Source organism: Streptomyces sp. A012304, from assembly GCF_026008495.1.
Lineage (GTDB): Bacteria > Actinomycetota > Actinomycetes > Streptomycetales > Streptomycetaceae > Streptomyces.
On the sequence record NZ_BQUN01000111.1, the window covers coordinates 154,726 to 179,461 of the forward strand.

A 24,736-nucleotide genomic window follows, 5' to 3' on the forward strand; every position below is an offset into this window, starting at 1 on the left:
GGTGAGCCACGGATCAACTTCGTGACTGCCGTTCGGCGGCTGGCTGCTGAGGACGTACATCCTTTGGTGTACACGGCTTTGGCCGGATGGCGGACGGTTGACCATCCCGCCTTGACGAGTCTGGTGCCCCGCCGGTGCCGAGGGGGTGCCGGCAACCGAGCAACTGGAGAGCCCCGCATGGCCCAGCCGTCCAAGCCCCGCAGAAGGTCCCGTCTCGCCCAGGCGGCCGTCGTCCTCGGCGGCGTCACCGCGCTGACCGCCGGACTGGCGGGCAGTGCCGACGCCGCCGTCCTGAACCCGCTGGGGTGGAACGCCAGCACCTTCCAGAACAAGTACATGCCGCACTTCGACTACGACTCCGACAGCTGCTTCCCGGCGGCGGCCGTCGACGCGAGCGGAAGGCTCAACGGCGGCCTCAACCCGTCCGGCTCGCTCACCGGCATGTGCCGCAGCAACCACCTCGGCAAGGCCAACACCTACGCGCAGTCCAAGTGCCAGCACGGTTGGTGCGCGTACGTCTACGCGCTGTACTTCGAGAAGGACCAGTGCGACCCCACGAGCATCACCGAGTGCGGGCACCGCCACGACTGGGAGTCCGTCGTGGTCTTCCAGAAGCAGGGCGAGGAGCGGCCCCGCTACCTCGCCGCCTCACGGCACGGCGGCTACAGCACCCACCCGATCAACGAGGTGCCGATGGACGGCAACCACGTCAAGATCGTCTACCACAAGGACGGACCCAGCACGCACGCCTTCCGCTTCGCCAAGTGGGGCGAGAGGGCGGTGGCCTGGGGCACCGGCAAGTGGGACACGCCCGCCCTGGTCACCATGGAGAACATGGCCAAGACGCCGCGCGACGCCCTCTGGAACTCCAAGTGGGGCCTGGCCAACTTCCCGCTGACCAACAACCTCGTCAGCAACATCAACAAGGCCCGGCCCGCCGCCGTCCCCGCGTTCTCCTGACGCACCGCCCCACCCAGAACCGCCCCCGGCGAGGACACCCCCCTGTCCCGCCGGGGGCTCTCCGTGCGCCCGTCGACCGTCTGTCCGCTGACCTGAAGCTGTCGCAGCCGCTGGTGGACGTTCTCCAGGGTTGCCCCGCCCACGCCCTGGTACCCGGCTGCGCAGCTCCGTGAGGAGGGAGCCCAGTTCGCGGACGAGCGACACCAGAGCCAAGGGGTTCGGGTCGTGGTAGCCGCCGATCGAGACCCGCATGCCGTGATGTGGCTGACGGTAGTTCTCAGTATCGCCGAGTGCCCCTCTGAAGCCACGTCCGTGAGCCACAGATCAACTTCATGGCTGCCGTGCGGCGGCCGGCTGCTGAGGACGTACATCCTTTGGTGTATGCGGCTTTGGCCGGATGGCGGACGGTTGACCGGCCCGCTGTGACGAGTCTGGTGCCCTGCCGGTGCCGAGGTGGTGCCGGGATTCGTGAGGGGACAGATCAGGATGATCGTCGCGCAGGGGTTGACCAGGCGGTACGGGCAGGTGACAGCCGTCGACGACGTGTCGTTCACGGTGGAACCGGGTGTGGTGACCGGGTTCCTGGGGCCGAACGGTGCGGGCAAGTCGACCACGATGCGGCTCATGTTGGGCCTCGACCATGGAGAGGGCCGCACCACGTTCGGCGGCCGCACCTACGCGGAGTTGGAGCACCCGACACAGACGGTCGGTGTGCTGCTGGACGCGGGGGCCGTGCACCCCGGCCGGACGGCGCGGGCGCATCTGCGGATGATCGCCGCGGGAGCGGGTCTGCCGCGGCGGCGGGTGGACGAGGTGCTGGAGATGGTCGGCCTGGGATCGGCCGCGAACCGGCGGGCCGGAGGGTTCTCGCTGGGTATGCGGCAGCGGCTCGGGCTTGCCGCCGCCCTGCTCGGCGACCCGGCGGCGATCATGCTGGACGAGCCGGCGAACGGGCTGGACCCCGAGGGCATCCGGTGGCTGCGTGACCTGCTGAAGGTGTTCGCCGGGGAGGGCCGGGCGGTGTTCGTCTCCTCGCACCTGCTCAACGAGATGGCGGTGCTCGCCGACTCCCTGATCGTGCTGGGCGGGGGCAGGCTGATCGCCGCCGAGTCGACCGACGACTTCATCGCCCGTCACTCCCGCAAGGAGGTGGTCACCCGCGCCGACCAGCCCGAGGAGTTGCTGCGGACGCTGTGGGCAGCCGGGTTCGAGACGTCACAGGGGCAGGACGGGCGGATCACCGTGGTGAACGCCGCCACCGACGACGTGGCCGCCGCGGCCAGGAGTGCCGGCGTGACCCTGCTCGAGCTCTCCGCCGTGCGGGCCGACTTGGAGGAGGCGTTCTTCAAGGCCACCTCCGACGTGGCCGCGTACAAGGCGCACGCGCCGCAGGGCAGCAACTGACCGCCACGGACTGGGAAGAGAGAATCCTCATGCTCAACGCGCTTCGTTACGAACTGATCCGGATGTGGACGATCCGCTCCACCTGGATACTCCTGGCCGCCGGTGCGGTCCTGCAGTTCATCGTGGCCTACATGGCGGCCGGCCACAGCGACCAGACTCAGCTCTGGCGTTTCGTCGCCTCGTTCAACACGACGCTGCCCCTGGTCCTGCTGTTCCCGATGGCGATCGTGGTGGGTGCGTTCGGTCACGAGTACCGCTACCGGACCATCACGACCACGATCCTGACGCTGAGGTCCCGCCCGGTGGTGATGGCGTCGAAGGCCGTGATCTCCGCTCTCCTCGCCGCCGTCACCGGCATCCTGCTGGTGCTGGTGACGCTGCTGGCCCAGGTGTTGCGGGGTGGCGCGCCGGACGACTGGGCGCGCATCGGGCAGGTGCTGGCCGCGGTGGTCGTCTACGGGGTGCTGAGTTTCCTCGTCGGGCTCGGCCTCGCGGCGCTGACCCGCAACGCGACCGTGGCCATGATCGTGATGCTCGCCGTGCCGATCGTGGTGGAGGGCCTCCTGTCGAAGGTGCTGAAAGAGTGGTGGATGGCGCCGTTCTTCTCCGCCGCGTCGCTGGTGGATTCCTTCAAGTGGCAGTCGCCGCTGCCCCTGACGGCGCTGGCCGCGCTGGTCGTCGTCGGTGCGGGTACGGCACTGGTACGACGGGACGTGTGATGCCTTCCGCCGGACGGCCCGGGGGCGCCGCGACCGCGGCGAGCCGCGGCGACGGGACCCTCCACCCCTGGTGGGGCGGGGACTGCCTGCCGGTGTGGCTCGGGGACGGGGCAGTGGGGGCGGTCGTCGGGGCCCTCGGCGTGGCCATGGCCCGCGGCTCCGAGTTCGGGCTGCTGGCCGGCGGACGGACCATGGTGCCTCTCGCCGTGGCGTGTGTGATCGTCCTGCGCCGCCGCCTCCCCCTCACCGCCGCGTCGGCCGCGCTGCTGGGCTGGGTGCTCGTGGGCACCCTGTGCGCGGTGCCCGTGGCCTGCTGGACGGTGGCGAGGCGGTACGGGTCCTCCGCCGTGACCTGGGTGACCGCCGTCGTCAGCGGCGTGGTGGTCGTCGCGCCGTGGAGCACCTGGCCCCTGGGACTCGGCCTGCCGGTCATGGCGGGCGTCGCGGTCACCGCGGTCGGTGCCCCGGTGGTGCTCGGACTGTGGCTGCGGCAACGCGCGCAACTCCTCGCCTCGCTGCGCGAGCAGGCGGAGCGGGCCGAGCGCGAGCGGAGCCTGCTGGCCGCGCGGGCCGTCTGCGAGGAACGCACCCGCATCGCACGGGAACTCAACGACGTGGTGGCCCACCGGATCAGCCAGATGACCCTGCTGGCCGGCGCGCTGGAGATGACCGCCCGCGACGCCGCCGCGGTAGAGGCCGCGACCGCGATACGGACCGCCGGAGCGACGGCGCTGAAGGAACTGCGCAAGCTCGTCGGCGTGCTCGGCAAGGGGGACGAGGACGTGCCGCTGCACCCGCTGCCGACCGTTCAGCAGGTGCGCCGGCTGGTCGAAAACGCGTCCCGCTCGGGCCGCCGTATACGCATCGGCATGCCCGGCGAACTGCCCGAGCTGTCCGGCACGACCGAGCGCGCCCTGTACCGGCTGGTGGAGGAGTCCCTGGCCAACGCGGAGAAGCACGCGCCCGGCGCCGAGGTGGACGTAACCCTCGGAGTGTCGGAGGAGGAGGTCACCGTCTCGGTACGCAGCTCACCCGCGGCGTGCCCGTCTCCGGCCGCGGCCGGAACCGGTTTCCGACTGCTGGGGCTGCGTGAGCGCGTGGAGCTGGCGGGTGGCAGGATGACCGCCGGCCCCCGTCCCGGGGGAGGCTTCCTGGTCACCGCGAGCCTGCCGAGGTACCCGTCATGATCCGAGTCGTACTGCTGGACGACGAGCCGCTGGTGCGTGCCGGGCTGCGGATGATCCTGCAGAGCACCGGGACCGCCGAAGTCGTGGCGGAGGACGGCGACGGCACCCGCGCGGTCGAACTGGTTCAGGCGCACCGGCCCGACGTGCTGCTGACCGACATCCGCATGCCGGTCGTGGACGGCCTGGAAGTCACCCGCCGGGTGCGCGCGCTGGCGTCTCCGCCCGAGGTGGTCGTGCTGACCACCTTCGACCTGGAGGAGTACGTGTACCTGGCGCTGCAGGCCGGTGCCGCCGGGTTCCTGCTCAAGGACGCCCCGCCGAACGAGATCGCCCGTGCCGTCGAGGTCGTGGCCAAGGGGGAGGCGATCCTCGCCCCGGCCGTCACCAGGCGGCTGCTGACCCGGTTCTCCACGGGTGCGGGCAGCAAAGCCTCCGAGGCCAAGGGGAAGTTGTCCCGGCTCACGGGCCGGGAACGGGAGGTGGCCGCCGCCGTGGCCACCGGAGCCGCCAACGCGGAGATCGCCCGCACGCTCCACATGAGCGAGGCCACCGTGAAGGTCCACATCAGCCGCATCATCACCAAGCTCGACCTGGACAACCGCACTCAGATCGCCATCCTCGTCCACCAGGCGGGCGAAGCCTGACCGGCGACGGCCAGGCGCGGCCGGTGTCTCCCGGCTGCCACGGCGCATCTCTCCTCCTCACCTCTTCCTTCCCCCTCTCCCTTTCCTCCCTCCTTCGGCCGGAGACCTCCCGGCACGATCAATGACGTACAAGGGGCCGGCACAGTGGTGCACCTGCTTCTGTTCACTCCCGCAGGTTTCTTCTTCCTGATCTTCGCTTGCGGTGTCGCGTACGACCGAAGACTCATACGCAACGGCGTCTACCTGTTCTTCGCGCTCCTGTTCCTGCTCGTGGGGGTGGCGGGGGAAGTGATGCAGGCGTCGCCACTGGCGGCCGCGTACCTGCTCGCCGGTCCCTTCCTCCTGCTGCCTCCGATGATGCTTGTGCTCGCTGTCTTCCTGATCGTCAACGGGGTGACGATGCTGCGCCGTGAGGGCAGGAGCCTGGCGAACCTGCTGTCGCTGGCGGCAGGTGTCGGCATCATCCTGTTCTTCGCGTTGGGTTTGCTGGCCCTCAACACCCGGTGGAAGCCGCTGGAGTTGGTGGTGGCCCCGGTGACGGGCGTCCTCAGCTATGTCTCGTTCCTCTTCGTGTGCTTCCTGCTCTACTCCTTCGTCTACGGCAGGATCGGGCACCGGGGTGCCGTCGACTTCGTCGTCGTCCTCGGTTCCGGGCTGGTCGGAGGTTCGCGCGTTCCGCCGCTGCTGGCCAGCCGGCTGGAGCGAGGACGCGCCGCCTTCGACGCCGAACGGGCCAAGGGCCGGGAACCGATGCTGCTGACGTCCGGCGGTCAGGGGCCGGACGAGGCCCTCCCCGAAGCGCGGGCGATGGCCGACCACCTCATCGCGGCCGGCGTACCGGCGGACCGGATCCTCATCGAGGACCAGTCCCGCACCACCCAGGAGAACCTGCGGTTCAGCAAGGCGCTGATGCAGGACCGCAAAGCCGACTATCGCGCCGTGGTAGTGACCAACAACTTCCACGTCATGCGCGCCGCACAGATCGCGCGCAGGGAGAAGGTCAGGGCACAGGTCATCGGCTCACCGACGGCCCGCTACTTCTGGCCCAGCGCGACGATCCGCGAATTCGCGGCCGTCTTCCTCTCCCACCGGGTACTGAACCTCGGTATCTCCGCAGTGCTGATCGCCCTCGGCGTGGCGCTCGCCCTGTGAACCCGTCCCACGTGCGACAAAGCCGCGGGCGACAACCCCGGACGGGCTTGATCTGCATGGACACCCGTACCGTCGCCACATGGTGATCCAGGCCGTCACCCATCGGACACGGTCGGGCATAATGCGCGCCGTCCGGCCGACGGCCGGGTCCGGGGCCGGCCGCCACCGCTCCGGCGGACCTGCCCACCGTGCACCGAGGTGACGTGTGATGACGCAGCCCCCTGCCGATGACCTCGCCGCCCGCCCCATCCGAGGGCGCGGCGTCCTGAGAGCCACCGTGGTCGCCATGCTGGTGTTCGCGGCCTACTGGGAACAGACGGCGAACCCCTACTACCACGTCAGCCTGTGGTGGGACCTGCTCGTGCTGCCGTTCTGCCTGGTCGCCCTCGCGTGGCCGGTCGCCAAGCGGCCGGCCTGGTTCACCGCCGAACTGCGCACCGCCGTGCCCGCCGGCCTCGCCTTGATCATCTCGGTCCTGCGGATGATCGATGTCGTGCATGGAGACGATCTGTCCTTCGCGGTGTCCGGTGCCCTGTCGGGTCTGCAGCTGATCGCGGTCCGCGACTGCCGTCCCCGGTGGGTGGTCGGGTGCTCCCTCCTCGTCGGTGTCGCGCTCTTCCTCGGGGGCGGTCCCACCGTCTTCGCAGGCGTCGGCATGGCGGCACTCGGTGGCTATCTGCGCGCCCTGGCCAAACGCCGCCGTGCCGCCGTCGCCGCGACCCAGCGCGCCGAGCGTCTGGCGATGGCGGCGGACCTGCACGACTTCGTGGCCCACCACGTCACCGGCATCCTGATGCAGGCCCGCATGGCACAGATGCTCCGGACCGCCGATCCGGAACAGCTGGAGAGACTCCTGGAAGGTGTCGTGCACGGCGCCACGGAAGCGCTCGCCTCCATGCGCCGCACCGTCGGCTTCCTGCGGGACAGCCTGGAGGAGACGGCCGAGGGAAAGGCGGCCAACGATCGCCGCGTCGGCACTGTGGCGTCCCTGCCGGAACTCGTCGAGGGCTTCGGCGGCCCGATAGGCCCGCAGGCGGTGTTCCACCGCGACGAGTCGGTTCCCGACGACCTCCCCTACGACGTCCAGGTCGCCGCCTACCGCGTCGTGCAGGAGGCCCTCACCAACATCCGCCGCCACGCCGCCGACGCCACGGAAGTCGCCGTCCACCTCACCCACGACGGCCAGGCCCTTGAGGTGACCGTACTCGACGACGGGAAGGGCGGTACGGCGCTGCCTGCCGCAGCCCGCGGCGGCGGCTTCGGCCTGGTCGGCCTCACCGAACGCGTCACCGCGCTCGGCGGCGAACTGCGCACCGGCCCACGCCCCGACCGGGGCTGGCAGGTCACCGCGGTACTCCCGGCCTCAGCGGGCGATGCAGCGCTTGAGGCCGGCGCTGACGTCGGCGCCGGCCCGGCCGGTGTCCGCATTGCTTACAGCTGATCGAAGCTCGTGCGTCAGACGACGCCTGGCCGACGCCGGGCGTCCTTGCGGCCGATGACGAACCAGCCCAGGGAGCCGAGGAAGGGGGCCGCGAAGGCGAAAGCGATCCAGACCAGCTTCATTCCCCCGGTAAGGCGGGACTTGAGAATGCTGACCAGTGCGCTGAGGAACAACACAATGGCGGCAAAGCCACAGAGAACGAGCGCAAGAGTTACCGCCGCGCCGGCCACTTCTTCGCTGGTGGCGGCGAGGGTCATGTGGTGTACAAGCTGCGTCTGCATCAAGCGTTCCTCTCAACGGGGACGATCGGGTTTCACCGATCACGTGCAGCGATAGTCGCTGCCGAGGGATGCCGGCGGCGTCCTACTTTCGATCTCACCCGGATAACCCAGAAGTGGTACGCAGGTGGCCTGCAGGAATTCCCAGGGCCATAGTTCTTTAGATGTAGCGCCGCATAGCCATACGAGTGATGCTCGCCCGGATGTGCAACCGTACGGTGGCATCACCGTCGGCGGTGCGCCCAGGCCTGAGCCGGCGACGCGCTGGAAGGTCGGCGCCGCCGAGCGGCTGGGATGACTTCCCGGGCAAGCGCGGGAGGAAGCCGGCTGCAGAGCTTGGGTTGCCTCACTTCTTTGTGGACTCCGTCCCCCCCCCACTTCCCCTTCGAGGAGCTCCTGTTTCATGTTCAAGCACAAGCGCGTGGCGTCCAAGCGAAAGCGCACCGTCAAAACCGTTGCCGCAGTAGCCGGGGTCGCGGCTGCGGCGGTGGTCGCCACCGCGACCGCGCAGGCTGTCGTCGGCGGCAAGCCCGCCCGGATCGACAAGAACTCGTTCATGATGCTGATCAAGTACGGCAAGACGGACTTCTGCGCCGGTGTATTGGCGTTCGACCAGATCCATGTCATCACCTCGGCTCAGTGCCTCTACTCGACTGTGGACAACACGGACGAGACGAGAGTCATCGCCGGACGTGCGAACGCCTACACGAAGAAGACCGGCACGCCCATAAAGATCAGCACCGTCTGGATACCGGACAGCTTCACCAACGCCGGTGCATCCAACGACAAGGTGCACGTCCCCAACAACGACATCGCCGTGCTCAGGCTGGCCAAGCCCATGCCCTCCCAGTACAAGCCGATCAAGTGGGTCCCGTCAGGGTTCACGTACACGCCCGGCACCAAGGGCCGACTCCTCGGCTGGGGCACCACCTCCGAAAACCAGGAGAAGTCACCGGGCGACCTGCGGGAGGCGACGCTCCCGCTGTTCCCCGACTCCGCCTGCAAGCGCGCCTACCAGGGCGACTACAGCCCCGAGAACATGATCTGCGGCGGAAAGCCCAAGGGCGGCGTCGGCGCCTGCATGAACGACCGCGGCGCTCCGCTGCTCGTGCGGGACGGGAAGGAGTGGCTCCTGGCGGGCCTGGCTTCCTGGGGAGAGGGGTGCGCCGAGGCGGGCATGCCCGACGTCATGACCAAGGTGTCGAAGTTCGCGGATGACCTGGCGAGTGCGACCAAGTAGCAGCTCACGACGTCTCTGTCGGTGAAACAGCTACCGTCGAGTGTCGTATCGCCGCACAAACGGTACGACGGCACTCGGCGGTAGCGCCGGACAATCGTCCAGAGGGCTCCCGGCGCCGCCAAGCCGCCCCGTTTCTCTGTCTGACCACTGCCGACCAATGCCCGTCGTCCCGAGCACTCACAGCGCGGAACCGTCCGCCTCGTGCATCCGGATGCAGCCCGTCTGCCTGCCTGCCTGCCGCGGGGCGGCGGGGACGAGAGCAGCCGCCGGGAGAACGGGTCGATGACCGTGGCGAGGTAGAGCCTGCCCTCCTCGGTGACGATCTCCGTCATGTCGCTCGCCCGGACGAGGCCGGGTTCCTCGGCGGTGAAGTCCCGCTTGACGGAGTCCGGTGTGGCCGGCCGGCCGCACGGAGTCCGGTGTGGCCCGGCCGGCCGCCTGCCCGGCCCGGTCAGCCCGACTTGGCCGGCTCGACCGGCCGGTCTGCGGCCGGCCTCGAGACTGTCGAGGATCGTCGGCAGTCGTTCCCGGAAGGGTCAGGTGTGGTCGTCCGCCTCCCGTGCTTTCCTCGCCCTGCGGTCGAACTCCCGGTTCAGCAGAGGCGTCAGCACACTGCCGAAGCGTGCCAGCGCCCACGTGCCGGTGTCCGGGCAGATCAGGAAGCGCCGTCGGTCGATGCCGGCCATGATCGCCTCGGCGACCCGCTCGGCAGGGATGGGTGTGATCGTGCCGCCGATCGCCCGGGTCTCGGCCGGCTTCCACCGGTTCTCCTCAGCCAGCTGCGGGGTGTCCACGTCCGGCGGGAACACCACCCCCACGTGCACGCCGCGCGGTGTGAGTTCGGCCCGCAGCGACTCCATCAGCCCGCGTACGGCGAACTTCGCCGGTCCGTAGGCGCTGTAGCCGTAGATCCCGATGAGGCCGGCGGCGGACGACACCGCGACCACGCTGCCCTGTCCGCGCTCCACCATGCCGGGGACGACGGCCCGCAGCGCGTGGAGCGTGCCGAAGTAGTCGACGTCGATCATCTGCTGGAACACCTCGTCCGGCAGTTCCAGGAAGTGCCCGGGGCGGGCCAGTCCGGCCGAGGCGACCAGCACGTCACAGGGCCGTCCCTGCTCCTGCTCCAGTTCGGCCACGGCGCGGGTGACGGCCGCCCGGTCGGCGACGTCAGCCACCCTGGCCGCGGCTCCCACCTCCTTGGCCGCCGCCTCCAGCCGCTCCTGTCCGCGCGCCATCAGCGACACCTTCGCCCCGCGGGCCGCGAGCAGCCGGGCCGTGGCCAGCCCGATGCCGCTCGATCCGCCGGTCACGATCGCATGAGCCGAGCCGAGGTCCAGAGAACCGCTGCTTGCTGTGGTCGTCTTCACGGGATGCACCTCTCCGCCGCGCGCCGTAACTGTTGGTCCGTCAAGTCCTGGTGTGCTCGTCCTGCCAGTCCACGAAGCCCTGGGGATACCGCAGCGGACATAGGTGATCGCCGCGGACGTGGGTGAGCCGTCCCAGTGCTCCCGCCCGGCGCAGGGCGTCGCGGAAGGCGTGCGCCCCGGCGGAAGAGGCGGGACCATCGACGCCACGATCAGACGATCGCTGATCGCCTGCGAGCACTACGGCTCTCTCATCTAGGCACGCCGCGCGCGGTCACGGCCTTGAGTTCGTCGAGCGATTCCCGCATCACCTGGGACATCTCGCGTTCCTCGGAGGTCGAGAGCCAGAGCTGGAAGCCGACCTTGAAGACGGCGATCCCCGCCTCGGCGGTCAGGGTCGCGGACGGTTCCGCGACGCCGCGTCGGCGCAGGGTGTCGGCGAGGGCGGCTGACATCGAGGCGTACTTGGTCAGTTCGCGCTCCTGGAGTTCCGCGTTCGCCGCGATGACGGCCTGGCGCTGGCGGTACTCGCGGGGGTCGGCGAACGCCTGGGCGACCGCCTCGAGTCCCGCCGCCACGGCGTCGATCGGCGCCATGGATTCCGGGGCCTCGGCTACCGCGGTCACGAACTGCTCCTGCAGCGCGCCGGATTGACCGAACATCACCTCGCACTTGTCGGCGTAGTGCCGGAAGTACGTCCGCTCGGTGAGGCCCGCCCGCTTGGCGATCTCCGCCACCGTGGTCTGTTCGTAGCCGCGCTCACCGAACAGCTCCAACGCCGCTTGTGCCAGGCGACCGCATGCGTTCGGCTCCCATCTGCCCATGCCTGGATCCTACGCGATGACAGTGGCTGACATCAGGTGTTAGGGTCCGATGACAGTGACTGACATCAATAGTCAGGGGTCCTCTCCCATGCGCATCTTCGTGACCGGTGTGTCCGGCTGGAGCCCGGCAACGCGCACGGTCGTCAGCCGGACCGCCATGCCCGGTTGCGGGCCCGCCGCTTCATCACTTCACCAGCACATTCCCACCGATTGAGGCTCAGTAATGACGAGCGCGTCGCTCACCAGGACAAGGGAGAACACATGCGCGTCGGAATAGCCATGCCCCAGTTCGCGCCGACAGAGAACCTCAAGAACGTCGCTGACCGCGCCGCCGAGCTCGGCCGGGAAGCCGAACAACTGGGGATCGACTCAGTCTGGTTCAACCAGCCGGCGACGCACGATGCCATCGTGCTCGCAGCAGTCGTGGGCCGCGAGGTCCCCCGCATCTCCGTGGGCACCGCCGTCGTACCCATGCATCCACGACACCCGCAGATCCTCGCATCCGCGGCCAAGACAGCCCAGGCGGCCACCCACGGCCGCTTCCAACTCGGCATCGGTCTCGGAGCGCCGGACCTGCTCACACACGCCTACGGCCTGCCCTACCCGCCGCCGATCGCTCACCTGCGCGAGTACCTCAGCGCCCTCCGGCCCCTGCTCGCCGGTGAGGTCACCCCCTACGAGGGCAGCACCCTGACATCGCGCCCGGTCGGCCCCACCAAGGTCCTCGGCGCCGAACCGGAGATCCCGCTCATCGTGGGCGCCATGGGCTCCCAGGCCCTGCGCGTTGCAGGCGAGTTGGCAGACGGAACGATGCCCTTCCTGGCCGGACCCCGGACCCTGGAGGAACACATCGTTCCCCGGATGACCGAAGCAGCCACGCGTGCCGGCCGCCGCGCTCCACGGGTGATCGCCTCGGTGCCCGCCATCGTGACCGACGACATCGACCAGGCCAGGGCCGCGGCCACCGCCCATCTGGCCTTCTACGACTCGATCCCGTCCTACCGCCGCGTCCGCGACATGGAGGGTGCACACCGCGCCGTCGACCTGGCACTGATCGGCGACGAGGCGACGGTCGCAGCCGGACTGCGCCGCTACATGGAGGCCGGCGCCACCGAGATCACCGTCGCCTACACCGACATCGCCCGCGAAGAAGACCGCCGGCGCACCTGGCAGCTCGCCGGCGAGCTGACGCGCTCAGCCTGACCACGGCAGCGGCATGGCGACCCGTTCCGCTCTCGGTTGCCCGGGTCGAATACGGACGGCAGGTGTCCAAGCGGCGGCCGGCCAACGGCCTGGCGCAGCTGCGGGAGGCCGAGCGCCTGTACGCCTCCGGTCCGCGCCTCGGCGACGTGGTGGGCCACGGCCATCGAGCTACGGCTCATCCTCGACTCGACGTTCATCTGCGCGGTCTCCGAGCGCTGGGGCGGCCGCCCGACTCCCACCGGCAAGTTCTAGACAACAAACAAACCCCAGGCCGCCGACCTGGGGTTTCCTCATGGAGCGGGTGACGAGAATCGAACTCGCGCTCTCAGCTTGGGAAGCTAGGGGCGTTTCGGGGAGGTTGCCGACTTGACCTGCGGCGAAGCGGTGTCCCGGCTCGTATGCCTGTCGCCCTGGTGCCCGGTGTTCCCCGTGGTTCCCCGCACGACCTGGCACGGTTCTGGCACGGCCTCATCGTCGAGCAACATGGCAAGTTCCCTCAGGTCGTTCGCGGCCATGACCTGAGCGAGGCGTCCGGCGACGGCTACGACTTCTGGCCAGGCGGATGCCCGGAGATACTCGGCGTGGGTGTCGTTGGGTGCCTCGGCCGCCGTGGCGTTGAGCGCGACACCGAGCTCTCTCATCAGGACGACCTCTTCGTCAGTTCGAAGGCTGACGCCGAGGTATCGCTCTGGCTCGTCGGCGTCGCAGAAGTCGTCGAAGAGCGTGTGGAAGACGTAGTCCAGGTCTTCGAACACCGACGGGTCAAGCCACACATCCCGCTGCCACGGTGGATTGGCCAGAGCCAGCACAGCGGGTACGACGTGGACTCGGTGGTTCACTATGAGTCGGGCGTCTTCGCTCACAAGTCCGAGCGTAGCGACCGCAGCTGGTGGAGGCGCCGGCGCTCTTGGAGCACCGCTTTAGGAGTTCGATCAGGCGGCCTCACCGGTGGGCGACTGAGACGCCTGAACTGACGTCGATGATTGCCCGAAGTGGCTGGCGTCCGGCGCCGTTGATGTCAGCCATGGATGTCAGACGACACCGCCTGGGGCGGCTACGGACGGCGGTAGGCGGCAGGGTCGGTTCCGGGTACTGGCGTCCGGGCCAGGGACAGGTACCACGGGTACTCAGGGTTGCCCACTTCCATGAGCGTGAACAGATCGACGTCGTGCCGGGCGAAGCGGTGAAGGTACTGGAGGAACAGTTCCAGTTCCTCGTCGGAGAGCGGCTCGTCATGTCGGTCGTTTCGCACGCACTCACCCTATGGCTGACCCAGGTGCTGGTGACCTCTTCGTCCCGAAGCAACTTGGGTGGGGGCGCTGCCTTGGGCTGGCGTGCTTCTCACCTGTGCAGATAGTCCCCAGACGTCCGCGCTCGTCCGCCGTTGTTGTCACGCAGTTAGACACTCACGTGACGTCTGCCCGTGTCCCGGGCTGGGCTGGCATCTGCAGTGCGGCTGCTGCCATGAGTGCCCGGCAAACCGCGCGCCGGCCATGCTCCCGTTCCAAGCCGCTCTCCACGATTGCGTTTTGAAGTGCGGCCTCACTCGCTTCGCAGGCCTGCTGCAGTCTCGCTCCCTCGGCATGGACGCCAGGACTCCACCCAGCTACCGGCCCGTGCGCACGAACATGCTCGATCACCCTCAATCGAGCAAGGTAGACATCGAGTTGCAGACGGACCAAGGGCTCCGGAAGCTCGATGTCGACCATGAGTGGAGGGTAGGCATCAGATGTCAATCCCCTCGAATCGCGGAGACCTTCCTATGCAGCCAGCCCCTCACCGAGGTTGACCCAGTAGTCGTTTTCGTAGTCGATCGGGCTCTTGAAGCCGCACACGCTGTGTAGCCGACGGCTGTTGTAGAAGTCGGTGATCCAGGTCGCGATCCGGATTCGGGCCTCGGTGCGTGTGGCGAAGGCGTGCCGGTGGACGTACTCGACCTTCAGCACGCTGTTGAATGCCTCGCTGACGGCATTGTCGAAGCACGAGCCGACCCGTCCCATGGACTGGAAGACGCTCAGCTGGCGACAGGCCTCTCCGAGAGCCGTCCAGCCCGACTTCGCCCGCCTGGCCGAGGCCTGCGGCGCGTACGGCGAACGCGTCGACGACCCGGCCGCCGTGCCTGACGCCCTGAAGCGCGCCCTCGCGGAGAACGCGGCCGGCCGCCCCGCCGTCCTGGACTTCGCCGTCGCGCGCACCCGGCTCGCGCAGACCAGGGAGCACTACTTCACGACCTACCCGCAGGACGACTGATCGGCGCCCGCCTCGGGCCCTCCGAAGCGGGCGCCGACCCAGGGCTCCTTGTCAGCCGGCGTCGGGGATCCAGCTGCCGTGGAAGCCGAGGGGGACCCGGGCCGGCAGGTGAACGGTGGCCACGGGATCCCCTGTGATGTCCTGGGCGGACAGGATGACCAGGTCCGTGGCGGAGCGCTCGGGGTTGTGCGCGAACGCCAGCACGTGACCGTCGTCCTCGGCCACGCCGCCTGCCGCCTGCACGAAGACCGGCTCGCCGAGGGCCTGCCCCCGGCCGAATGTGCGGATCTCCTGGGTGCCGCGGTGCAGGTCGTGTTTGATGATCCGGTTGGAGAACGCGTCGTCACCGAGTTGGTCGAGTTCACGGATGCCGGCGAAGGACTCCATCAGATCGGTGGTGGCCGCCGTGTAGCCGTAGCGGTACGGCAGCGAGATCAGCCGGTCGTTGATCCGGGGGAACTCCTGCGGCCGGTCGTCGAGGCGCTGCACGGCGGCCTTCCCCGCGGCCGGGTCGAGGGTGTAGCGGTCCAGGGCGGGCGTGCCGTGGCCTTCGATGGAGCTGGTGGCGTTGGACATCATCCTCGGGTGGGTGACCACGTCCAGAACCACGCGCTCCCCGTCGTCGTAAGCGTTCAGCGTGTGGAAGATCCATACGGGATCCACCTCGACCCACCGCACGTCGGCCGCGGTTCCCGCCCGCGGCATCACCCCTATGCGGGCCTGGTGCGCGTCGTTCCACTCGTAGGGAACCGGCGCGCCGCGCAGGGCGGCCTCGCGGCTGAAGGTGACCGGCAGGTCGTAGACGAGGACGTGGTTCTGGGTCAGGGCGAAGTCGTGCATCATCGCGCCTGACGGCACGGAGATGTTCTCGGAGCGGGTGACCCGGCCCTCGGGGCCGACCACGTGGTAGGTGACGTAGGGCAGGCCCGCCATGTAGGCCACGGCGTGGAGTTCACCGGTGGCGCGTTCGAGCTTGGGGTGGGCGGTGAATCCCCCGGGCAGGGTGCCCTCGAAGTCACAGGTCGACAGAGTGGAGAGGTCATGGCCGAGTTCGTAGGGCAGGGTGCCGCCCTCGACCAGGGCCAGCGTCCTGCCCGCGTGGCCGATGACGTGGGTGTTGGCGGCCACCTCCACGCCTCCGTAGACCGTGGCCTTGCGCGGTGGTTCGCCGAGCATGCGGTTGACCGCGCTCTGGCGCACCCAGCGGTTGCGGTACCACTCCGCCCGGCCGTCGCGCAGGCGCACGCCGTGCACCATGCCGTCACCGAGGAACAGGTGGTAGCGGGCGTCGTCGACGGCGATCGGGTTCGGGCCGTTGCGCAGATAGCGGCCGTTCAGTTCGGCCGGGATGGTGCCGGTGACCGGGAGGTCGAATGCCGTGACCTCTTCGCGCACGGCGGTGAAATCACCGCGCAGATAACGGTTGGGGCCGGCTGCGGGATCGCTCATGAAGGTGCCTCCTTGGCGTGTTCCGGTGGACCCCGAGGGTGGTAACGCTGTTACCCCTCGGGTGTGATCGGTCGGTTCTGGGCGCCGGGTCAGGACACGGGCAGACGCCTGAGAACTCCGTCCGGGTCGTACCGGCGCATGGCGGCGGTCAGCCGCGGCCACTGCGGGCCGAAATGGGCGGACCAGTCCTCGGCGGTGCGGGCGACGGCGCCGACCGGGTCGGCGGTTCCGCCCAGGGCGCGGGCCCGCTCGGATCGGGTGCGATTGGCGGTGGCCGTCCGCCGGGCCCAGTCCGGATCGTCTTCGGGGCCGCAGGGGAAGAACGCGGCCATGAACACCACCGGTTCCCCCTCGGGCACCCGGAACAGGGGAGTGGTCAACCGCTCGGTGGAGATGGGGTACACCTCGATCGTGCCCATGGCGCCCATGTCGCTCGGCGGGACTTCCGCCGTGAGCCGTTCGAGGTACTCGGTGACGGCTCCCGGGGGCAGGAAGGTGGTGAACCAGGGGTGCGCGTGCGGTGCGTCGGTGGTGACGCACGGGAAGGTGTCTTCCGCGCCCAAGCGGTAGAGGAACTTCCGGTAGGTCGTGTCGGTGATCCGCACGGTCTCGCGAGGACGGTTCAGGAGGGCCAGCAGGGCCTCGTCGTCGGGGCGTCGGCGTGCGGGGTCGTACTGGACCGCCGCGTCGACGGCGTACAGCCAGCCGTCGGGCCCCGGCGGGATCCATCCCTCCAGATGGTCGAAGGCCCCGGTGCGCAGGAGCCGCCCCTGCTCGGTGACGAGGTCGTCCGCCGAGTCGAACGCCGTCTGGTACAGGCGGACCCGCTGCGGGGCGGGAATCAGCCGCAGGGTGACCTTGGTGACGACCCCGACCTGGCCGAGGCCGCCCAGCACCGCGTGGAACAGCTCGGGCTCACGGTCGCGGGAACAGATGAGTGTCCGGCCGTCCCCGGTGACCACTTCGAGCTCCAGCACCTGGTCGGTCTGCGCGCCGTGGCGGTGCGAGGCACTGCCGAGGCCGGCGAACGAAAGGGTGCCGCCCACGGAGACACTCAGGAAGTCGGTGAGCACAGCGGGAGTCAGGCCGTGTTCCAGGGTCGCGTCCACCACGGCGGACCAGGTGGCGCCCGCGTCCACGGTGACCCGGTCCTCGCCCACTTCGTGGACGGTCGACAGGGCGGACATGTCGATCACGATGCCGTCGGCGACGAGGGTCCGGCCGTGCACCGACCGGCCGCGGCCGCGCACGGCGACGGGCAGGGAGAGGGAGGCGGCGAGCCGGAGCGCCTCGGCCACGTCCGCCGCGCCGCTAGGGCGTACCACGGCATACGGCGGCTGCGTCGGGGCGACCCTTCCGAAGTCGTCGGCCGCCGCGGCGGTGGACTCCTTGTCCGTCAGCAAGGTCAGGCGGGGTTCTTCCGGCATGGCCGGGTTCCTTTCTGCAGCAGCAGGCGGTAACAGCGTTACCGCCTGCCCGTGGGCAGGGGCGGGAGCCGGGCGGCAAGGCCGCCGTCAGAAAACGTGGTCGGTCAAGTGCGCCTCGATCACCGTGTCGAGCAGGGCGGCATGCTGCCTCTCCGCGGCCTCGTGGGTCAGGTAGCCCGTGAGTTCGAGGCTGACCACCCCGTGCTGGGTGGCCCACAGCATGTGGGCCACCTGTTCCGGGTCGCTGTCCGCGGAGAACCGCCCGGACGTCACGCAGGCGGTCACGGCCCGGACCAGGATCTCGAAGACGGCACGACTGTGTCCCCTGGCTTCCTCGCTCGGCACGAACCCGGGGATGGTCTGTTCGAACATCACCCGGTAGTAGTCGGGTACGGCGAGCGCGTTCTGCCGGTAGGCCACTCCCAGCGCGCGGAGGTGGGCGACCGGGTCGTCCTGAGCCGGAATGCGCAGCAGTCGCTGCCGGAACCGTTCGAAGCCGTCCGTGAACAACGCCTCCGCCAGGCCGTCCTTGCCGCCGAACATCGTGTACACGACCTTGGTGGTACAGCCCACGTCGCCGGCGATACGCCGCAGCGTCAGCGCCCCCGGTCCCTCCTCGACCAGGAGACGCCTGGCCGCCTCGAGGAACGCCCTGCGCAGCGCGCCCTGCCCGCTGCGCAGGGCGCGCTGATACGCCGTCACCTCTACGGCCATGCTGGTCCTCCGTCGCTGGTAACACTGTTATCAGTGTGCGACGGTGTTACCGCCGCCGTCAAGGGAGCCGGTGACGAACCGGACGCCGGCGGCCCGGCCGCTCGGTGGACTGCGAGGGCTCGCCTGAGCCGGGTGAGCCACGGCCGGTCGACCAGGTGCCCTGTGGTGCCGGGCACGTGCAGGCGAGAGGGCCTGACGCGAACGGCACCTCAGGGAACCGGCACAGCGCCTGCTGCGGGCGCGCGGGCCACTTACCGGCCGAGCGGTCCTGCGCGCCGATAACGGGCGGATGTGGTCGTCGGCGGCACCGACGGTGGCCGGCTGCGATGCCTCACCGGTCAGTCGGAGGAGACCGGCGGCCACCAGGCGAGCCGGAAGGCCGCGATGCGGTCGCCGCGCAGCTCGTAGGAGGCGAAGAAGCACACGGTGACCTCCTGACCTACGACGAGCGGCGTGAGGAAGTGGTCGGGCACGTCCCGCTCGGGACGCACCATCCGCTGGCTGCGCGCGAACGCCAAAACGCTACCGCCGCCGGGCCCGGCCACTAGGAGTTGTCGTCAAAGTGTCACGCCCACATCAGGAGCGATGCGAGGGTGACGGCTGCTTGGTAAGACTGGACGGTCTTGTCGTACCGGGTGGCGATGCCGCGCCACTGCTTGAGGCGGTTGAAGCACCGTTCCACGACGTTGCGGCGCTTGTAGACCTCACGGTCGAAGGCCGGCGGACGGCCACCTCGGCTGCCGCGCCGGGCCCGGTTGCGGACCTGGTCGGCCCGCTCGGGAATGGTGTGGGCGATGCCGCGGCGCCGCAGCCAGGTGCGTATGGCTTTCGAGCTGTAGCCCTTGTCGCCGATGACGTGGTCGGGCCTGGTCCGGGGCCGGCCGGGCCCGATCCGGGGGACCCGTATCGCCTCCATCACGGCGGTGAACCGGGTGACGTCGGCGAGGGTCGGGCACCTGAGCCAGGCAGGTCAGCAGGCTGGGAAGGTCACTGGGTGCGGCCGGTGAGGCGTCGATGAGTTGGCCCAGAGGGCCCGGGATGGGCGAGGATGAACGGGCAGGCACGGTCTTCCCTCGTGGTGATCAGGGACTCGACACCTCATGATCACCCAGAGCTGTGCCTGCATCCGTATCAGCCCCAGGCGCCCATCCCGCAGCCTACTCCTGAGGCTCCATCAACCCGGCCACACCACCTGAACGACGCCGCCCTGGGACAGGGCCCCTCGTGAAAGCGCGAGGCTAGAACATCCCGTTGTCATTCGCGGACGTGGCCGGCACACCCTGAAGCACATCCCAGTGCTCCACGATCTTCCCGCCCCGCACCCGGAAGAGATCCACAACCGCCTGCCCTCGCTCCCCCGGCGCGTTCACGTAGTGGCTGTGCACCGCGACCAGGTCACCCTCGGCGATCACCCGCTTCGGGGTGACCTTCAGCTGTGGGAACGCCTTGAAGTACGCGCCCAGCCCCGACTTCGCGCCCTCCACACCATCCGCGATGTTCGGGTTGTGCTGGTGGTACTCGGAGCCCCAGTACCGGTCGATGGCGGACAGGTCCTTGCGCACGATCAGCTGGTCGAAGGCCTGCGTGACGAGCCGCTCGTTGCGCGCGGTCAGCCACGGCGCCCCCGGCTCCTCCGTCTGCGGCCAACTCACCGTGGAGAACATGTCATTCCCGTTGGCGGACTCCGGTACGTCCTGCCCCACGTCCCAGTGCTCGGCGATCTTCCCGCCCTGGAAGCGGAAGATGTCGAAGACGGCCTGACCGCGCGTGCCCGGTGTCAGCACCACGTTCGAGTGCACCAGCACCAGGTCGCCCTCGGAGATGACCCGCTTGATGCCGTACTCGGCGTCCGGGAACTGCTGATGGACGGCCTTGCCGAGGTTCTTCAGCGTCTCGGCGCCATCGGGCGCGAGCGGGTTGTGCTGGATGTAGTCCGGGCGGACGTAACGGTCGACGACCTCCGTGTCGCCCTGCTCGAACACGCCCTTGAGGACGCGGGCGGCGACGTACTTCTGATAGGCGAGGCGCGCCTGGTCGTCGTACCCGGCGTGGTGCGCGGCGGCGCCCGGCGTGGCCGCGATGGCGGGGGTGGCGGCGACGGGGACGGCGAGGGCCGCCGCGGCGAACGCGGCGACGAGGGTCCTGCGGGCGGGCGTGGTGGGGGGCACAGTGCTCTCTTTCCAGGAATCTTGAAAGTTCAAGTGGATACTCACCAAAGGAAAGCACTAACTAGTAGTTAGCTTCAAGGTCGAGGCCCAAGGGGTGAGTTACTTGTCTGGAGCGCGCTCCGCGCGACTGGCGTGCACGCCGTGAGTACCAGCGGCTCGGACGCACGGCACTCAAGGCCGGCCCGGCTCATCCTTGGCGCGCGGCGGCCGCCGCCCCTGCGCAGGAGCGGCGGCCTTGGGCACGGTGGCCGGGTTGATCACCAGGCGACTGCCTCCGGAGAGGGCCCTGGGCCAGGGAGGCGCCCGCGACACCAACCGCCCGCTCATCTCCCTTGGCATTGCATGATCAACCCGGCCATACCGCCTGAACGACGCCGCCCTGATGGCAGTGCCAGGAGACTCGCTGCGTTGAGGAAGGCAACGTGGGGGCCCCGGCCAAGGCGGAGCTTTCGACGAGTGAACCTCAACGAGGCTCACTCGGCGGCCATCGGGTAAAGCCGTTGCGAAGTCGCTTTTTGCTAAAGCGACTTCGCGCACGCCCCACCGTCAAGTGGTGCAGGTCACACTAAATGCGCAACTCGCGCTCTCAGCTTGGGAAGCGACGGCGCTTGGGCAGCCGGATAGCTTCTGACCTGGGCATACGTGCGCTGGTGTAGCTCCGGGGAGCGCAGGGACGCACCGTTGTTGACCGTGGTTCACCGGTCTTATGGGCACGCTATGGGCACGCCGTCGGCTCGGAGGTGTGGAGGCCCCCTTCTGGCGGCTGACGAGCGGCCGAGCCTTGGGAGCGAGCGTTTGCCGGGAGGCCGCCGTTGCGGGAGCACTTGGAGGGATCGGCGGCGGCCGAACAATCCGGGGCGGAGCGCGGAACGGCTCCCGCGATGCATCCGACACCTGGCCCGCGGGGGTAGCCGGAGACCGGCAGCTCCACGGCATCGATGTGCCAGGTGTGCTGTCCAGGGCAGCCCGATCAGGAATGGCCGCGACAGGGTGCCGACCGGGGGTGTGCCCGAAGGGCCACGTTTCGGGCTCGCCGCGGCCCGGGAGCGGCCGGGCCGCGGCGAGTGAGTGACCTGCAGGGGCTCAGCTGCCGGTGAGGGAGATGGCCAGGTCCGTGATGTTCAGGGGGAACCTGGAGCCGAGGGCGTCGGACACGAGCGTGGCCTCGCCGGTGAAGAGGTTGATGCTGTAGAGGGAGGGCCTGGTGGCGCCGTTGTCGCTGATCACGCGCAGCCGGTCGGCGGCCGGGTTGAAGTCGACAGTCATCGGTGTGTTCGGCCTGATGGATTGAGCAGGCCTCGGGCGTGCTTCTCCCTGGTGGTGAACCTTGGGCGGATGGACCCGCTGGCCTGCATACAGAAATGCGGGCGGCAGGATCGTGGCTACTCCCTCAACGCGCTCATCGCCCTGTCGAGCAGCACGGCCAGCGGGACAGTACCCTCACAGGCCACCCACCCCGTGGCGGCCACGTCCAGGCAGGCGAGCGCGGCAGCGGCCAGCGCACTCGGCCTGGTGTCCTCGGGCCGGTCAGGGCTGACCCCCAGCCGTCGAGCGACCTCAGGCACCAGCAACTCCTGCCAGCTCAGTTGCTTCTCGTAGTGCCGGGCGCGCAGCGACGGGGTCTCCTGGAGCATGCGCAGATAGCTGAGTGCCTGCTCGGGCGCTGCCTCGTTCATCCGCATCAGGACGTCGAACGCCCGGCGCAGTGCCTCCCACGGCTGTTCGCCGTCGGGGCGGGCGGCGAGCGCCTCCGCGATCTGGCGGCCGGATTCTTCAAGGCGTCCCAGGACGATTTCTTCCTTGGTGCCGAAGTACCGGAAGAGACTGGCGCGTGACAGGCCCACCTCGGCGGCGATCTGGTCGACCGTCGTCCGGTCGAAACCCTGCTCGGTGAAGAGCCGGTGCGCCACCTCGACCACTTCCGCCCGAACCGTCGCACGCATGCGTTCACGCAAGCCGGGCGGCTTGCGGGCGGGCTGGTCGGCGGTACGGGCGATTTCAGACATACAAGAAGGGTACAGTAGGACTCAATTTGATACCGAGTGTCAGACTGGAGCGGCATCCCATCCGGCCCCCGCCACCGACGGAAGCATCGTCCCTGTCGGGGCGGGCGAAAGCCCAGCCGCTGTGGCCCGGCTGTCCTCTCGCCCGGCTGGTCCTGGTCCTGGTCATCGCCGACTCCGCACCTCCTCCCGTGGCGGCAGAGCATGGACGGCCACGTGAAGCCGCTCCTCTGAGCAATCGGCCACCGGGCCGCGAAACGGGCGGACACCCGCCCGGCAACCCGGGCCTTGCCGTGAAACCGCGAGCAGGTCTGTCCACTTCAACACCGCGGTCGGCGAGCACGCGGTCGCCCGCTGGGAACTGCCGCACGCCCGCCGGCCCTGATCCAGCCCTGCCGGCGTGCGGTTACGCGGCGTCGCCCTGGGCCTGCGTGGCGACGTCGGCCCACTCCTCCCAGGTCTTCAGCCGCTCGGCGTAGACGTGCGGGACGAGGTGGAGTGGGGAGGTGCCGAAGAAGACCCGCAGGGGCGGGTTGTCGGCGTCCACGATCTTCAGCAGGGCCGCACCGGTGGCGGTGGGATCACCGCGCTCGATGGTGCGCCAGTTGGCGGCGGCGGCCGCGCGCAGGTCGTCGTAGGCGGGCAGTTGCTCGGCGAGGGTGGCGGAGGAGCCGGCCCAGTCGGTGGCGAAGCCGCCGGGCTCGACGAGGGTGACCTTGATGCCGAATCCGGCGACCTCCTGGGCGAGAGCTTCGCTGAAGGCCTCCAGGGCCCACTTGGAGGCGTTGTAAATACCGAGGTTGGGGAAAGCGGTGACACCGCCGACGCTGGAGATCTGCACGAGGTGGCCACTGCCCTGGGCCCGCAGGAGAGGCAGGGCGGCCTGGGTGACCCACAGGGCGCCGTAGAAGTTGGTCTCCATCTGGTCGCGGACCTGCTGCTCCGTCAGCTCCTCGACCGCGCCGAACAGGCCGTAGCCGGCGTTGTTGACGACGACGTCGAGGCGGCCGAAGTGCTCGTGCGCCCGCTTGACGGCTTCGGTGGCGGCGGCCTTGTCGGTGACGTCCAGGGGCAGGGGAAGGATCGCCTCGCCGTGGGCGGCCACCAGGTCCGCGAGGGAGTCGGTGTCGCGGGCGGTGGCCGCGACCTTGTCGCCGCGTTCAAGGGCCGCCTGGGCGAACTGGCGGCCGAAGCCGCGGGATGAGCCGGTGATGAACCAGATCTTGCTCACGAGAATGCTCCTGACGAAGTGAAGTCTTATAAAGCGACTCTACATCTAGCTGATACTGAGTATCAAGATGAGTTGCAGAGTCGATGCTGTACGCTGCCCCGCATCAGCGAGGCACGTTGGACAACTGGAGGACAGAGATGTCTTCACATGTGGCGGCCGGTGACCAAGTGACGTCAGGACTCGACCGGCGTAGCGAGCTGAGAGAGTTCCTGCGTTCTCGCAGGGCCCGGCTCGGGCCCGAGGACGTGGGCATGCTCTCGCACGGGCGGCGGCGGGTTCCCGGGTTGCGGCGCGAGGAACTGGCGCAGTTGGCGGGGGTGTCGTACGCCTACTACGCACGCCTGGAGCAGGGACACGGCGAAACCATGTCGGCCGAGGTGCTGGACGCCGTCGCCGGCGTCCTGCGCCTGAACGAGGAGGAACGTGACCATCTGATCCGGCTGGCCCAGCCCGAGCGGCAGAGGACGACGCAGGCCGCGCCCCCGCCGCAGCGGCTGCGGCCCACCATCCAGCACCTCCTCGACACGATCAGCGTGCCCGCCTACGTCGTCGGCCGGGGCCTCGACATCCTGGGATGGAACCGGCTCGCCACCGCCGTCTTCGGGGACTGGGCCCTGCTGCCGCCCGAGGAGCGCAACGTGGCCCGGCTGTTCTTCCTGTCGCCCGAGATGCGCGACCGGTTCGCCGACCCGGGCCGCACGGCGCTGAGAATCGCCGGCGTTGTGCGCATGAACGCCGGCAAAAGCCCCGGGGATTCCTACTTCTCTTCCCTGATCGAGGAGTTGTCGCAGAAAAGCGAGGAGTTCCGGCAGTTGTGGGCACGGCATGAGGTGAGCTGCGGGACCGTCGGCGAGACCGTGCGGATGCGGCACCCGCTGGTGGGAGAGTTCGACCTTGTCCACGAACCCATGGCACTGCCCGGTGGCGCCCCGATGCGGCTGATGACCTACCACGCCGAGCCGGGCTCCCGCTCGGAGGATGCTCTGCGGATGCTGGCCAGTTGGGAGATGGATCGGCTGCGCTGAGACGCGGAGCCGGCCGGAGCCGATGACGGCGCTATGCGCCGACCCGCCGG

The 24,736-nt window shown here is 69.3% G+C and carries 25 protein-coding genes and 1 pseudogene; 11 read left to right on the forward strand and 15 right to left on the reverse strand.

Annotated elements, in window-relative coordinates; genetic code table 11:
* The first annotated feature begins 177 nt into the window (after nucleotides 1–177).
* The 7 genes from ALMP_RS28365 to ALMP_RS28395 all read left to right on the forward strand — a co-directional run bounded on the left by ALMP_RS28365 (nucleotide 178) and on the right by ALMP_RS28395 (nucleotide 7,507).
* On the forward strand, nucleotides 178–960 hold the full coding sequence (locus ALMP_RS28365; protein ID WP_264933392.1) for an NPP1 family protein: 783 nt from the start codon (nucleotides 178–180) through the stop codon (nucleotides 958–960).
* A gap of 468 nt (nucleotides 961–1,428) precedes the next feature.
* Nucleotides 1,429–2,364, forward strand: coding sequence for an ATP-binding cassette domain-containing protein (locus tag ALMP_RS28370; RefSeq protein WP_309299547.1), 936 nt, complete (start codon nucleotides 1,429–1,431; stop codon nucleotides 2,362–2,364).
* A gap of 29 nt (nucleotides 2,365–2,393) precedes the next feature.
* Complete coding sequence (locus ALMP_RS28375) at nucleotides 2,394–3,083, forward strand: ABC transporter permease (protein ID WP_264933393.1); 690 nt, start codon at nucleotides 2,394–2,396, stop codon at nucleotides 3,081–3,083.
* Nucleotides 3,083–4,270 carry a sensor histidine kinase gene (locus ALMP_RS28380; protein ID WP_264933394.1) on the forward strand — a complete coding sequence of 396 codons (1,188 nt, stop codon included), beginning with the start codon at nucleotides 3,083–3,085 and terminating at the stop codon, nucleotides 4,268–4,270. Before ALMP_RS28375 ends, ALMP_RS28380 begins: the two co-directional genes overlap by 1 nt.
* The gene (locus tag ALMP_RS28385; RefSeq protein WP_264933395.1) at nucleotides 4,267–4,914 is read left to right on the forward strand and encodes a response regulator transcription factor; all 648 of its coding nucleotides are present in this window, start codon (nucleotides 4,267–4,269) and stop codon (nucleotides 4,912–4,914) included. Before ALMP_RS28380 ends, ALMP_RS28385 begins: the two co-directional genes overlap by 4 nt.
* A 147-nt stretch (nucleotides 4,915–5,061) precedes the next feature.
* Nucleotides 5,062–6,066, forward strand: a complete 1,005-nt coding sequence (locus tag ALMP_RS28390; RefSeq protein WP_309299548.1) for a YdcF family protein — start codon at nucleotides 5,062–5,064, stop codon at nucleotides 6,064–6,066.
* 208 nt (nucleotides 6,067–6,274) lie between these two features.
* Nucleotides 6,275–7,507 (forward strand): sensor histidine kinase, encoded by a 1,233-nt coding sequence (locus ALMP_RS28395; protein WP_264933396.1) that lies wholly within the window; start codon nucleotides 6,275–6,277, stop codon nucleotides 7,505–7,507.
* Between the two features lie 14 nt (nucleotides 7,508–7,521).
* On the opposite strand, the gene ALMP_RS28400 is transcribed toward ALMP_RS28395, so the two are convergent.
* The gene (locus ALMP_RS28400) at nucleotides 7,522–7,788 is read right to left on the reverse strand and encodes a PLD nuclease N-terminal domain-containing protein (protein WP_264933398.1); all 267 of its coding nucleotides are present in this window, start codon (nucleotides 7,786–7,788) and stop codon (nucleotides 7,522–7,524) included.
* A gap of 400 nt (nucleotides 7,789–8,188) precedes the next feature.
* On the opposite strand from ALMP_RS28400, the gene ALMP_RS28405 reads away from it, so the two are divergent.
* Nucleotides 8,189–9,025 (forward strand): trypsin-like serine protease, encoded by an 837-nt coding sequence (locus ALMP_RS28405; RefSeq protein WP_264933400.1) that lies wholly within the window; start codon nucleotides 8,189–8,191, stop codon nucleotides 9,023–9,025.
* 536 nt (nucleotides 9,026–9,561) lie between these two features.
* Here the strand turns inward: ALMP_RS28405 and ALMP_RS28410 are convergent.
* The gene (locus ALMP_RS28410) at nucleotides 9,562–10,395 is read right to left on the reverse strand and encodes an SDR family oxidoreductase (RefSeq protein ID WP_264933401.1); all 834 of its coding nucleotides are present in this window, start codon (nucleotides 10,393–10,395) and stop codon (nucleotides 9,562–9,564) included.
* Between the two features lie 248 nt (nucleotides 10,396–10,643).
* Nucleotides 10,644–11,216 carry a TetR/AcrR family transcriptional regulator gene (locus ALMP_RS28415; protein ID WP_264933402.1) on the reverse strand — a complete coding sequence of 191 codons (573 nt, stop codon included), beginning with the start codon at nucleotides 11,214–11,216 and terminating at the stop codon, nucleotides 10,644–10,646.
* A gap of 261 nt (nucleotides 11,217–11,477) precedes the next feature.
* Here ALMP_RS28415 and ALMP_RS28420 point away from each other — a divergent pair, with 261 nt between their 5' ends.
* Entirely contained in the window at nucleotides 11,478–12,419 is a 942-nt protein-coding gene (locus ALMP_RS28420) for a TIGR03564 family F420-dependent LLM class oxidoreductase (protein WP_264933403.1), read from the forward strand.
* A 338-nt stretch (nucleotides 12,420–12,757) separates the two neighbouring features.
* Here the strand turns inward: ALMP_RS28420 and ALMP_RS28425 are convergent, their stop codons facing one another.
* The 3 genes from ALMP_RS28425 to ALMP_RS28435 all read right to left on the reverse strand — a co-directional run bounded on the left by ALMP_RS28425 (nucleotide 12,758) and on the right by ALMP_RS28435 (nucleotide 14,419).
* Nucleotides 12,758–13,282, reverse strand: a complete 525-nt coding sequence (locus ALMP_RS28425) for a hypothetical protein (RefSeq protein WP_264933404.1) — start codon at nucleotides 13,280–13,282, stop codon at nucleotides 12,758–12,760.
* A gap of 191 nt (nucleotides 13,283–13,473) precedes the next feature.
* Nucleotides 13,474–13,671, reverse strand: a complete 198-nt coding sequence (locus ALMP_RS28430; protein ID WP_264933405.1) for a hypothetical protein — start codon at nucleotides 13,669–13,671, stop codon at nucleotides 13,474–13,476.
* A gap of 508 nt (nucleotides 13,672–14,179) precedes the next feature.
* Nucleotides 14,180–14,419 carry an integrase core domain-containing protein gene (locus ALMP_RS28435; RefSeq protein ID WP_264933406.1) on the reverse strand — a complete coding sequence of 80 codons (240 nt, stop codon included), beginning with the start codon at nucleotides 14,417–14,419 and terminating at the stop codon, nucleotides 14,180–14,182.
* Here ALMP_RS28435 and ALMP_RS28440 point away from each other — a divergent pair.
* A complete protein-coding gene (locus ALMP_RS28440) occupies nucleotides 14,418–14,669 on the forward strand; it encodes a thiamine pyrophosphate-dependent enzyme (protein ID WP_264933407.1) in 252 nt (83 codons plus the stop codon). The two genes, ALMP_RS28435 and ALMP_RS28440, sit on opposite strands and share 2 nt — an antisense overlap.
* A 51-nt stretch (nucleotides 14,670–14,720) precedes the next feature.
* On the opposite strand, the gene ALMP_RS28445 is transcribed toward ALMP_RS28440, so the two are convergent.
* The 9 genes and pseudogenes from ALMP_RS28445 to ALMP_RS28485 all read right to left on the reverse strand — a co-directional run bounded on the left by ALMP_RS28445 (nucleotide 14,721) and on the right by ALMP_RS28485 (nucleotide 23,661).
* Entirely contained in the window at nucleotides 14,721–16,118 is a 1,398-nt protein-coding gene (locus ALMP_RS28445) for a carotenoid oxygenase family protein (protein WP_264933408.1), read from the reverse strand.
* An 89-nt stretch (nucleotides 16,119–16,207) separates the two neighbouring features.
* Nucleotides 16,208–17,545 (reverse strand): FAD-binding protein, encoded by a 1,338-nt coding sequence (locus ALMP_RS28450; protein ID WP_264933409.1) that lies wholly within the window; start codon nucleotides 17,543–17,545, stop codon nucleotides 16,208–16,210.
* Nucleotides 17,546–17,632: 87 nt separating this feature from the next.
* Nucleotides 17,633–18,259: a TetR/AcrR family transcriptional regulator gene (locus ALMP_RS28455; RefSeq protein ID WP_264933411.1), complete on the reverse strand. Its 627-nt coding sequence runs from the start codon at nucleotides 18,257–18,259 to the stop codon at nucleotides 17,633–17,635.
* Nucleotides 18,260–18,597: 338 nt separating this feature from the next.
* Nucleotides 18,598–18,753 (reverse strand): hypothetical protein, encoded by a 156-nt coding sequence (locus ALMP_RS28460; protein WP_264933413.1) that lies wholly within the window; start codon nucleotides 18,751–18,753, stop codon nucleotides 18,598–18,600.
* 71 nt (nucleotides 18,754–18,824) lie between these two features.
* Nucleotides 18,825–19,199: pseudogene (locus ALMP_RS28465) on the reverse strand (transposase); the annotation flags it as partial.
* A gap of 298 nt (nucleotides 19,200–19,497) precedes the next feature.
* The gene (locus tag ALMP_RS28470) at nucleotides 19,498–20,427 is read right to left on the reverse strand and encodes a nuclear transport factor 2 family protein (protein WP_264933415.1); all 930 of its coding nucleotides are present in this window, start codon (nucleotides 20,425–20,427) and stop codon (nucleotides 19,498–19,500) included.
* Nucleotides 20,428–21,510: 1,083 nt separating this feature from the next.
* Nucleotides 21,511–21,693, reverse strand: a complete 183-nt coding sequence (locus tag ALMP_RS28475) for a DUF4394 domain-containing protein (RefSeq protein WP_264933503.1) — start codon at nucleotides 21,691–21,693, stop codon at nucleotides 21,511–21,513.
* A 116-nt stretch (nucleotides 21,694–21,809) separates the two neighbouring features.
* A complete protein-coding gene (locus ALMP_RS28480; protein WP_264933416.1) occupies nucleotides 21,810–22,433 on the reverse strand; it encodes a TetR/AcrR family transcriptional regulator in 624 nt (207 codons plus the stop codon).
* Nucleotides 22,434–22,836: 403 nt separating this feature from the next.
* On the reverse strand, nucleotides 22,837–23,661 hold the full coding sequence (locus tag ALMP_RS28485; RefSeq protein ID WP_264933418.1) for an SDR family oxidoreductase: 825 nt from the start codon (nucleotides 23,659–23,661) through the stop codon (nucleotides 22,837–22,839).
* 137 nt (nucleotides 23,662–23,798) lie between these two features.
* On the opposite strand from ALMP_RS28485, the gene ALMP_RS28490 reads away from it, so the two are divergent.
* Complete coding sequence (locus tag ALMP_RS28490) at nucleotides 23,799–24,686, forward strand: helix-turn-helix domain-containing protein (protein ID WP_264933420.1); 888 nt, start codon at nucleotides 23,799–23,801, stop codon at nucleotides 24,684–24,686.
* Nucleotides 24,687–24,736 lie beyond the last annotated feature (50 nt).